The sequence below is a fragment of the Ruminococcus sp. OM04-4AA genome, from assembly GCF_003462585.1.
Taxonomy (GTDB): Bacteria; Bacillota; Clostridia; order Lachnospirales; family Lachnospiraceae; genus Mediterraneibacter; species Mediterraneibacter faecis.
The window spans coordinates 85,995-98,303 of the sequence record NZ_QTZH01000004.1 but is presented as its reverse complement, the minus strand read 5'-3'; the positions used below and the strand labels follow the sequence as shown (position 1 = coordinate 98,303).

At 40.1% G+C, this 12,309-nt stretch carries 5 protein-coding genes and 1 pseudogene; all 6 read right to left on the bottom strand.

The genetic code is table 11. The annotated features are described in order from the left end of the window. Nucleotides 1-118: 118 nt before the first annotated feature. Nucleotides 119-631: pseudogene (locus DXB52_RS02735) on the bottom strand (cysteine hydrolase family protein); the annotation flags it as partial. Between the two features lie 179 nt (nucleotides 632-810). Next, nucleotides 811-942, bottom strand: coding sequence for a sporulation transcriptional regulator SpoIIID (locus DXB52_RS02730; protein ID WP_330677901.1), 132 nt, complete (start codon nucleotides 940-942; stop codon nucleotides 811-813). 105 nt (nucleotides 943-1,047) lie between these two features. After that, entirely contained in the window at nucleotides 1,048-2,973 is a 1,926-nt protein-coding gene (glgB, locus tag DXB52_RS02725; protein WP_118106452.1) for a 1,4-alpha-glucan branching protein GlgB, read from the bottom strand. Nucleotides 2,974-3,213: 240 nt separating this feature from the next. Continuing rightward, the gene (locus tag DXB52_RS02720) at nucleotides 3,214-6,351 is read right to left on the bottom strand and encodes a hypothetical protein (protein WP_472519914.1); all 3,138 of its coding nucleotides are present in this window, start codon (nucleotides 6,349-6,351) and stop codon (nucleotides 3,214-3,216) included. 793 nt (nucleotides 6,352-7,144) lie between these two features. Beyond that, on the bottom strand, nucleotides 7,145-9,046 hold the full coding sequence (metG, locus tag DXB52_RS02715) for a methionine--tRNA ligase (RefSeq protein WP_117825925.1): 1,902 nt from the start codon (nucleotides 9,044-9,046) through the stop codon (nucleotides 7,145-7,147). A 590-nt stretch (nucleotides 9,047-9,636) separates the two neighbouring features. Then, a complete protein-coding gene (locus tag DXB52_RS02710; protein WP_117961188.1) occupies nucleotides 9,637-12,306 on the bottom strand; it encodes an MFS domain-containing histidine kinase in 2,670 nt (889 codons plus the stop codon). Between the last annotated feature and the right edge of the window lie 3 nt (nucleotides 12,307-12,309).

The following is a 12,309-nucleotide window of genomic DNA, read 5'->3' as shown; positions in this document are numbered from 1 at the left end:
TGCGATAAACAAATCTATCCACTCCAGCCATAATAATATAAAGAATAATTCCCATACTGATTAAAATACTTTTATCTTTCATAATAATCTCCTCATCAACTAAATTTAGTCCTCCATTCTTTTTTATAGTTTCCTCTATAGAAATACATTCAGCATACCGTTCATGCCACATAAATTCGTTATAATACCGATAGCTTTTTTTGTTATTCATATAATTATTGTTTACCGTCGAATTTGCGAATGCAGGTACAATCAAATTAAAGCCATATTCAAATCCACTTATTACTGTTGCATTGATACATTTATCGGTTTGAAGTCCAACAACAACTATATCTTTTTCATTTTTTTTCATTAAATACTCAACTAAACCAGTATCTTTAAACGCACTATTCACGATTTTAACAAATACTTTTTCATTAGATAGTGGCTTAAATTTTTCAAATATTTCAAAACCATCAGTACCTTTTGTTAAACCGCTCCCAACACCATCATCATGTACAACATAAATGACTTCAACATTGTTTTCTCGTGCTTTTTTAATTAGCAGTTGAATATTGTCAATAAACTCATTACAATTATATAATTCATCGTTAACAAGTGCCTTTTGCGTGTCTACAACCAATAATACCATTCTTCCACTACTCCTTAATAAATTCCAATATTTATCTTTATTTGCATTATACCAAATCGTTAGCACGCCAACTAGTCCTAAGTACATTGTTAGTTCTATTTTTTATAATGAAAACGGGCATATTGTACTTACACAACACGACCATTTTTTCTCTTATATTATCTCGATCAGAAATCTTTCTATTTTGTTACTGCCATATGCACCGTACTCTTACTAATCCGAAACTGTTTCGCTGTCTGTCTCACTGTCGCATTATTTTCTATAATATAATTTGCAATTTCTACTGCACGCTCCTCAATATATTCTCTCATAGAAAAGCCCCTGCATAGTTTGTTTTTTACAATCTATGCAGGGGCAAATCAATGTATGTCTAATTCCTGTTCCATCTATTCGTAGAAAATATCATACCATACAACTTAATACTCAAATACTGCCACACCATATCCCGGAAGAGGATATGCAAAGGAATATTTCTGACCATCACATTCCTGTTTCTCTGGCTTGTAAACCAATTGGCGTTCCTCTCCTGATCCGCCGTATTTTGTCTCATCACTGTTAAGAACAAGCTTGCACTGCTTTCTTCTCGGAACACCAACACGGTAATCTGGCCTGTCTACCGGTGTAAAGTTGCATACAAAGAGCAGATTTTTCTTACCATCCCTTGAATGTCTTATGAAACTGAAAATACTCCGGAAGATGTCATCCTTATTGATCCAGTCAAATCCCTTCGGATCATTATCCAACTCATACAATGCCTTATTCTTCTTATAAAGATGAAGCAGATCTTTATACCAGTTCTGAATCTGCTGATGCGGTTCTTCTGCAAGAAGGAACCAATCCAGTTCTCTCTCTTCACTCCACTCACGAAGTTGTGCAAACTCCTGTCCCATAAAGAGAAGTTTCTTTCCAGGATGTCCCATCATAAATGCATATGCCACCTTCAAGTTGCGGAACTTATCCCATCCTTCTCCCGGCATCTTATTCAACATGGAGCATTTCAGATGAACAACCTCATCATGAGAAAGTACAAGAATATAGTTCTCTGAATATGCATATTCCATAGAAAATGTCATCATATGATGTGCATTCTTTCTGAAATAAGGATCCAGTTTCATGTATTCTGTAAAGTCATGCATCCAACCCATATTCCACTTCAAAGTAAATCCAAGTCCATCATCCTCAGGAGATCCTGTCACCTTCGGCCATGCTGTAGACTCTTCTGCGATCATCATAACGCCTTTATTTCTTCCGCAAACTACAGAATTCAGATGTTTAAAGAATGCAATCGCCTCAAGATTCTCATTTCCGCCAAATTTATTCGGAATCCACTGTCCATCTTCTCTTCCGTAGTCCAGATACAGCATAGATGCCACTGCATCTACACGAAGTCCGTCTACATGATAATGTTCAACCCAGAACAATGCATTCGCCAAAAGGAAGTTAGAAACTTCCGGTTTTTCATAATTGAAAACCTTCGTTCCCCAATCAGGATGCTCGCCCTTTCTCGGATCTGGATATTCGAATGTCGGTGTTCCGTCAAAATCTGCCAGACCATGTGCATCTTTCGGGAAATGCGCCGGTACCCAGTCAAGAATAACACCGATATTATTCTTATGAAGATAATTTACCATATATGCAAAATCTTCCGGTGTTCCATAGCGTGAAGTTGGTGCATAATATCCGGTTACCTGATATCCCCAGGAACCGTCAAATGGATGCTCTGCGATTCCCATCAACTCAACATGAGTATATCCCATCTCTTTTACATACTTTGTAATTGCTTCTGCAAACTCACGATATGTATAAAATCCTTCATCTTCTCTTCCAGGATGTCTCATCCAGGAACCCATATGTACTTCATAAATAGACACTGGTTCTTCTTTGTTATCCCATTTCTCACGAGCAGTCATCCACTTACTGTCTGACCAGTTCAGATTAGAAATATCTGTGATTCTGGAAGCTGTTCCCGGCCGGAGCTCTGCATAATTAGCAAATGGATCTGCTTTGTAAATCTTCTCACCCGCCTGTGTCTCTATACAGAACTTATACAAATCCCCTTTCTTCGCCTCCGGAACGAAGCATGTATATATTCCGAGAGGCTCCCCTCTCTTCATCTTATCTTTCGTCTCATCCCAGTCATTAAACTCTCCGATTACAGAAACGTTTACTGCATGAGGAGCCCATACCGCAAAATATACTCCTCTTTTTCCGTTCTTTGTCACCTCATGGGCACCCATCTTTTTATAAATCTCATAATGATTTCCCTGCCCAAAAAGATAATGGTCAAGTTCTCCGATCTCATAAGGCTGCACTTTCGTCTTCGTGCTGTTTTTCTTAACCATAAAGCCACCTCACTGCTCAAATATATTCCTGATTGTAATGATTTAAAAACCATACAATTTCTTATAGATCAAGGCACATTACCGAATCATTCAATTGGTAACAAAGTTTCATTCTACCCTTGAACACTATAGTTTTATTATACTTGATACTGTATAAAAAAGAAAGAGAAAATGTATTATTGCACAAAAATAGACAGTCGTTTTACTGACTGTCTATTAATTCTTAACAAATATATGTCATTAAATGTTGAAATCTTTCTCTGAAAGCAGAATTCTGTCGGAAGAATCTGTATTCTTTCCAAATACTCTCTTCACAAGCTTCTTTGCGGAAGCTTTCTGTGAATGAGCGATTGCATCATCCATCACTTCTTTCACTTCTGCTACTGTCACTGCATGATCTTCTCGCTGTAAAGAATCAATCTTACTGTACAGTGCAAGAATTCCCATCTCATCGATTCTGTAACCATTCTCCTGAGCATAAGTCTGTCCAAATGTTACAAGCTCATCATTGATAAAGATCGGCACTTCAAGTCTGGAAGTAAATTTTCTTCTGAATTCTCTGTTGGAAGAAAGAAGTCTGTCCAGTGGTTTTCTCTGCTCTTCAAGAACTACCAAAAGTTCTCCTGTATCCTGCTCCATTGCTTTGTTCAGCTTGGCGAGTGTTTTTTCGTTCATCTGTCCGGCTTTTTCAATGATCAGTGCACCGCCGTACAATTTACGGAAAATGTCTCCGATTCTCTTCTTATTCAGTGACTCACCTGTCACAATTGCAACCTTACCCTGACGGATATCACGCTGCTTCTGAATTGCCTTTACAACATCAACAGCGAGGACTGTCTTTCCATTTCCTTTGTTTCCAATGATCAAAAGGTTTCCTGTTCTGGAAGTTCCTTTGCGGTTTGTACAGTTCTTATCCTGCTCAAGTACATCTACCAGCTGCTCACTCATACCACGCACAGGTACAAAATAAGAGAAGAGTTTTTTCTGTTCCTCTGTAAGCCCTGCTCTTGTACCGATTCCACTCTGTGTTTCAAGATCATAACGACCATGTACGATAAATCCTGTATCAGACATTGCATCTGCAATCTCATCTAACGGTAATGGTGATGTCTTACCTGTTGCGATCAATTTTGCAGTCTCTTTACGGCTCAATGGTGTCGTCGCAGACATGATATCAATTCCGCCATCTTCATCCGGAATCTCTCTGTCATCCGGTTCCTCACTATGCGCTGGATTCACGCTGAATTCATCTTCAAAATTTGGCACTTCTTCATAAGAATTCAGACCAAGAAGATCATCATCTGAAACCTTATCTTCCGCTGTGAAAAGATCTCTTGGATTGATTACTTCATCATCCTCATCGTCTTCTTCATAACCATAAGCATCCAGATCATCATATCCTTCTTCCTCACCGAACAGATCATCATCAGACTCTTCATAATCATCCGGCAGATCGTCATCAGACTCTTCATAATCATCCAACAAATCGTCATCAGACTCTTCATAATCATCTAAAATATCGTCTTCGTCAAACTCTTCTGCATCATCCCAGTCATACGCATCATAATCTTCGTACTCGTCCTCACCGAGTCTGAGATCATCCGCAAGCTCTCCCATATTTTCATGTGGTTCTTCTTCTACCTCAAGAACTTCTTCTGAACTTACTGTTGCATCTACTTCTTCCTCTTCCGGAATAACACCTTCAATCTCATCAATCAGTTTCTGTATCTCTGGTGATAAAATTGGTTCTTCATTATTTTTATTGTCCATAGTCTCTCTTACTGCTGCTCCTTCTGAATCATCTTCATCATTGACAACTTCAGTTTCTGAGATCAGTTCCTCCACCTCAGACAAATCTTCTGATTCATCTGTCAGATCTTCTGACTCAGCTTCATCTATTTCAAGGATTTCTTCCTCTTCCGGTTCTGCCTCTTCTACTTCAAGGATTTCTTCCTCTTCCGATTCTGCCTCTTCTACTTCAAGAACTTCTTCCTCTTCTGGTTCTGCCTCTTCTACTTCAAGAACTTCTTCCTCTTCCGGTTCTCCATCTCCTGCTTCTATAGCAACTGCATCTTCTGAGACATCTTCTGAAGCCTCCTCCACTGCCTGTTCTATAAGCTCTTCTTCTGTCTCCGGTTCCGGTATCAGTTCTTTCATCCCTGATGGAACTACTCGTTCTTTACTGGCTTCCTCAGCTTTCTTCTCTTCTGTCAGTTGATTCACGATCTCAAGATCTTCTATATCCTCAATTGCTGCAATATCCTCTTCCAGATCTGTCATATCCGGTTCGACTTCTTCTCCCGGTTCTACCTGAACTTCCGGTTTCGGGTTGAGTAATTGCTGCAGAGCTTCATCTAACCGCATCGTATCTCCAAGTTTCTTCTTGACTGGTTTTACCGGATTCTTACTGACAATCGGTATGGAAGCAGTATCTTTGCTAAGTGTTCTCTTATCTCCACTTGTCTCTACCGTTGCCGGCTGAACTTCTGACTCATCCTCGGAAGATTCTATAACTTCTGCTGTTTCTGCTCCTGTTTCTTCCGGATTTTCTACTTCGGCATCCGGCTCTTCTGCCGCTTCCAAAGTAACCGCATCCGTGTCAATCACATCGGAAGTACTGTCGTTCTCCATCACCGGCTGCTCCGTCAGCCCGATTGATCTTGTATCTCCAAGTGCTTCAGCTCCTTCTGATACAGAATCTTTTTCCTCGCCTTCTCCTAAATAGGAAGTCAGATCCGGTATTTCTTCTGTCTCTGAAGAAAGCTTCTCGTATCTGTGATCATATTTCTGCTGCTGCGATGGTGACAATGGCTTATACTGCATCTTCAGTTCCATTGCCTTATAAACATACTTACCCTCGCTGAACCAGAGGATCAGATCATCACACTCTTCCAGACATTCTGTCATCATACCTGCTTCGCGATAAAGCTTCGCCAGTTCATAAGCCCACTCTTCAATATATTCTGCCTTCTTAAATTCCTCCAGAGCCTCAATCTGCTGTTCGATCGGCGCTCTCTGCGCTCTTAAGATCTGATATCTAAGGATATGCCTGTTCGGATCTTTCGGTGCAATCTGGATAAATTCGTCATAATAGTCGATTGCTTCATCTATATTCTTTGTCTTAATTGCAAGAGAACATAACTTATAGATCACCTTGCGGCTTCCTTCAGAACGGCGATATGCAAGATTCATCACATCATAGCTCTTCTGATACTCTTTTGTTTTTTCATAAATATCACTGACATTCATCAGCATCCCTGCGTTACGGACACGCTTCCAGTCAATCAGATCTGCTGCTGCCGCTGCTTTTCTGTATTCTCCATCTTCCATAAGTTCCAGCATCTCTTCTGTCTTTAACTTATATTCATACTTATCCACTGTACTCACCTCATTGTCATTGAAATATTAGTTTTGGTCTGAATGTGTCCATTAGGCACTAGCCGATACTCTTTCATTATTCTACCATATGAGGTCTGTAATGTCAAAAAAATGCACCTTCAATTCCTTTTGAAAGTGCATTTTTAGTGTTATTTAATTGTATTATTATTATAATTTTATATTTTGTATCGGAGATTATTCGCGATTCTACGTTCCTGTGAGACCTTTGTCGTCTGTTATTTTATCACTTGAATGATTTTCATATCCATTCAATACTTTATGTATTAAATCTTCTGTCAAGTCATTCCTGCTTTTATAACAAATCTGAGATTATAACATGTCCTTTCAATGTTTCTTTACACATTTTTCATTCTATGTTATATGCGGTATTTTTATTCAATACATCTATGAGTGATTCATCTTTTTCTCTTTGCTTCCAGTTTTCGTACTCTCCGATCTTTGATCTTCTTTTCTTTCTACTGGACTTTTACGCTTGGCAAAGGTCTCTTTCTTCACAGGAACCTTCACTCATCATACCACTGACATATTGATAAAAATCTGAAACTATACTGTCCATGGGACTGACCTCCTGTTGAACTTGTATTTTTAATCTAATCAGGCATCTGTTACTTTTGCCTTCTTAGTTAAATATCTTTGGGAGATTTCTTTCTCTCTTTGATGGTTATATAATAACATTCGGCGTCTAATTTGTCAATATATTTATTTGATTTTTTTATATTTTTTATTTATTATCTACTTTAGTTGTAATTGTCTGAATTTTCAAACGTTTCAATTAACAGATTTCTGCTCCAGCCGGCATTTCTTTTTCCGGTGTCATCAGTGCAAGGTTACCTTCTGCATCTTCTGCACAAAGCAACATTCCCTCTGAAAGTACGCCTGCCAGCTTCGCAGGTTTCAGGTTTACAAGAACCATAACTTTCTTACCAACCATTTCTTCCGGTGTGTAATGTGCTTTGATTCCGGATACGATCTGTTTTACCTGGCTTCCAACTTTCACCTGAGAGCAGAGAAGCTTTTTGGATTTCTTTACAGCCTCACATGCAATGATCTCTCCAACCTGGAACTGCATTGCTCCGAACTGCTCAAATGTGATCTCATCTTTCGGCTCAATGTCGATAACAGCTTCTTCCTCTTTCTTTTCTTCTACCTTCGGATGAAGTTCTTCAACTTTCTTCATAACCTCTTCGAGATCCATTCGCTGGAACAGGATCTCCGGTTTCTCTGTTACATGTCCGTTACCAAGCTGCTCAAGGATCTTCTTACTTGTAGAAGGCATAAAAGATTCAAGAAGTCTTGCCCCTTCAGAAATGCTCTGGATCAGATTCCAAAGTACTGTAGAAAGGCGATCCTTCTTGGATTCATCTTTTCCGAGTACCCAAGGAGTTGTCTCATCAATATATTTATTGCAGCGTTTGAACAGATTGAAGATTTCTGTAATCGCATCGGCAACGCGGAGGTCTGCCATCTTAGCATCAACTGCTTTAGAAGTATTCTCTACAACTGCTTTCAGTTCTGCATCTACATCTTCTACAACACCCTTATCTTCTACTGTTCCGCCGAAGTATTTGTTTGTCATAGAAACAGTTCTGTTTACAAGGTTTCCAAGTGTATTGGCAAGATCAGAGTTCAGACGCTCTACCATCAGCTCCCAGGAAATAACACCGTCATTCTCGAATGGCATTTCATGCAGTACAAAGTAGCGAACTGCATCTACGCCAAAGAAATCAACGAGTTCATCTGCATAGAGAACATTTCCTTTAGACTTACTCATCTTACCGTCTCCCTGAAGCAGCCACGGATGTCCGAACACCTGTTTCGGAAGTGGAAGATCAAGTGCCATAAGGAAGATTGGCCAGTAAATTGTATGGAAACGGATGATATCTTTTCCAATCAGATGAAGGTCTGCCGGCCACAGTTTGTTGAACTGCTCTGTGCTGTTTCCGTCTGCGTCATATCCGATTCCTGTGATATAGTTTGTAAGAGCATCAAGCCATACATATACAACGTGCTTTGGATCGAAATCTACCGGAATTCCCCACTTGAAGGATGTTCTGGATACACACAGATCCTGAAGTCCCGGAAGGAGGAAGTTGTTCATCATCTCGTTCTTACGGGCAACCGGCTGAATGAACTCCGGATGTGTATTGATATGCTCGATCAGGCGGTCAGCATACTTGCTCATTTTGAAGAAATATGCCTCTTCCTTTGCCGGCTGAACCGGGCGTCCACAGTCAGGACATTTTCCATCTACAAGCTGAGACTCTGTGAAGAAAGACTCACATGGTGTACAGTACATTCCTTCATAATGTCCCTTGTAAATATCTCCCTTGTCGTAAAGTTTCTTGAAAATCTTCTTAACCTGTTTCTCATGATCTTCATCTGTTGTACGGATGAATTTGTCATAAGATGTATCCATCAGATCCCAGATTCTTTTGATTTCTGTTGATACATTATCTACGAATTCCTTTGGTGTGATTCCAGCCTCCTCGGCTTTGAGCTCGATCTTCTGTCCATGCTCATCTGTTCCTGTCTGGAAGAATACATCATATCCCTGGCTTCTCTTGTAACGTGCGATTGCATCTGCAAGCACGATCTCGTATGTGTTTCCGATATGCGGTTTACCTGATGTATAGGCAATCGCTGTTGTTATATAATATTTTGGTTTTTCTGACATTTGTCTGCCTCCTTTTCCCACAATGTGGGATTCTTTTCTCAACTTTCAGTGATTACTAATACGATTTTTTCTGAATTTTCCGGAACATCCCTAGCGGAGCGTTTTTAATATATTAGGAAAGAACCTAATACATTAAAAAACGCCCTCCCAGAGACTTGCATCCCTGAGAAGACGAATCCTACTTTCGTGTTACCACTTCTCTTCGTTCCTTCCTCGCGGAAAGAAACCTCTATGAGTATCTGCACTTTCGTTAGTAAAAACTGCTTTGTTAATCAAAACCACTTTGAATACTACGGCATTTCTCACTGTTGATACTCTTCGCTATAAAGGGCGAATCCCTTCACAGACTAACCCGGATCTTTTTATTCAAGATTGCCGCTTAAACAACTCACTTGCTCACTCTGTTCAGGCTCATCTGCGCTGCTCAGAAGCCATCTTCATCTGTCTTCCATCCATCCCTCTCAACATCCAGCCTGACAGCCTTCAGGACTTTTCTGTAGAATCTGTTACAGACTACTCTCTTCCTCATCGCGTTTCGCTTATCACTGCTTTTCATTCCTTAAAAAGGTTAGCATAACGCGAATAGAATGTCAAGATACACCGCTTGATGATTTCTTTTTCGATTCCTCTGTTGCCCCGGCAGCATTTCTTTTTGCTTTCACTCTTGGAAATGTAATATCTACCCGGAACAAATCTCCGTCCAGATACAGATCAAATGTGCCGCCCTGCATCGTTGTAAGGCTCTTCGCAATGGAAAGTCCCAATCCACTTCCCTCCGTACTTCTGGAAATATCCCCGCGAATAAAACGTTCTGTCAGTTCGTCAGCCTGAATATTCAACTGATGCTCGGAAACATTTTTCAATGAAAATTTCACCTTTGTATCATCTGTTTTCAGAGTCGCATAGACTCTTGTTCCAGGCATTGCGTACTTGGCTGCATTTCCGTAAATATTTTCCAGGACACGCCACATTCTTCTTCCATCGACATGCACAACAGCCGGTTCTGCCGGAAGATCTGTGACGATCGCCAGATTTCTCACCTCGAATTTTTCTTCGAGTTCGCCCTGCGTCTGCTGGATCATTTCCGACAGATCAAGATCCATATATTCCAGCGAAATATTTCCACTGCTGACTTTCGATGCTTCTACTACATCTTCTGTCAATGTCTTCAGTCTCTGAGCTTTCTCTTCCAGAATATTCAGATAATCCTGAACTTTCGGATCCGCCGGATCTGTCTGTCTTAAGATGCCGACATAATTCAAAATGGACGTCAGTGGTGTCTTAATATCATGAGAAACATTTGTGATCAAATCTGTCTTGAGACGTTCGTTTTTCATTGCCTCAGCAACTGCTTTATTAAGTCCGGTTCCGATTCCGTTGATCATCAATGCAATGGTTTTATTCTCTCCATGCAGTCCGTCAATTGGAATCTGATAACTCATATTTCCGGCAGCAATCTCCTGGATTCCTTTTCTCAGTCGGTTCTTCTCCATCACATCTGCAACCATGTAATAGAATAGCACTGCGTCAGCGATCAGCAGCAGAAGCACCAGGAAGAAATCTCCATTCCAAAGTACGAAAAACTGAAGCAGGAAATAAAGAATCAAAAGTCCTGCTGTTTTCTTTGTAAGCTTCACATCTCGGAATACTTTTCCAAGAAATACTCCCACGCTTCGAAGCAGACTGTTCTCCCACAGACTCTTTGCTTTAATTCTTCTTACCAGACTGAGGTAACCGGCAAAGAAACAAGTAAAAGTGAACACTCCATAGGAAAACACACCCACTGATTCTCCGAGACTTAAAGTCTGCATATATACATTCGGAACATAGGATGATGGAATAAATGTATCACTTTCCATAGCCCCATAAGAACTACACAACCCTGTAATTCCATCAAATCCTGCTACGAAAAAGAAATAACTTCCAATCACCCAGACAAAAATAATAACTGCAGCGGCAATCTCTGTCTTCCGGGAATCGAACTTTAACAAATGCAGTTCTTCATCCTGCGGTTTTCTTCCTGCCCCCAATGTCAGCCACACTACTGTGATCAAAAAGAGTACTCCGCTGAAAATCATAAAATGCAATGCTGCTTTCATATGCGGAATATTATTCTGATACTCAATACTGTTCTGGTAAAATTGATCCTGAATCGCATATTTTGTATCAACCGCAACTGCAAAAACATCTTTCCACTTTGTTCCTCCGGAATAATAACCATAAGAACGAATATTAAGCCATTGATCAGAATAAGATACATTCATATTTGTCTTAAAATCTTTCAATTCCGGATAGATCACCATGTATTTCACAGATTTTTTAGATGCAGAAGCTGTTATATTCTCTATGCTATCTCTTACATCCGCATAATTTGCATATTCTGCTTTATTTGTAGTAACTTTCTTTGTCGATTCATCTGCGTACAGATAGGTAAAATTGGTATTTCCCTCTTCCAGATAATTCCAACCGTCTTCATAATCCTGCCAGTCTTCATAGATTGTTTGCAATGCTGTGGCTATATTATCGTAAACCAGCGACAATCTTCCATTTAGCTGTGGATTGTTATTTACAACCTGAAGCAGATTATCCGCTTCAGCCGGTGCGTATTTCTCTATCAGAGACTGGCCAAAATTCCAGCAGTCTGTATAAAGCAGATCACCATTTTCATCTGTAATCTGAAATGTATAATATCCGGAAGTTGTAAATTCACCTGCCTGCAATCCTGCCAGGAACTGATCTCTGTCCTGTTCGCCCATCTGAAATTGAAGTTTTCCTGCATTTACAAGAGAGAAGAAATCATTCATATAATAGTAGTAATAATTTCCGTCTGGTTTCTGGCAGACGATCACGCCATTCTGTTTGTAAAGATTGTCGTTATCTGTCCCACTGTAAGTTTCGCCCCAGTTCACCAGCTCTTCCATCGTGTACGTGACGCCGGACAGATTCGTCTCAGATATCTTTCCCTTCTTCGACAGTTCCATTACATCCACCAGCTTTTTCGGATTGTAGGCGCCGTCACTTTCAAAAAGATTCTGCAGATAAAGCTTCTCTTGTACATCGTACATGTAACTTTCGACCATCTTGCTGAATTCTTCGGATTCTTCAAAAGACTGTGTATTCATCTTTTGGATCTGTGACAAACTCATTCCCCCCGCCAGTGTCAGGAGAGAAAGCAAATTTGTCACAAGCAATGCTCCGCTAAGAATCGCCACAACAAGAACAATTGTCCTTGTCACGGTCTTCCTGTACCATTTCTTCATTGT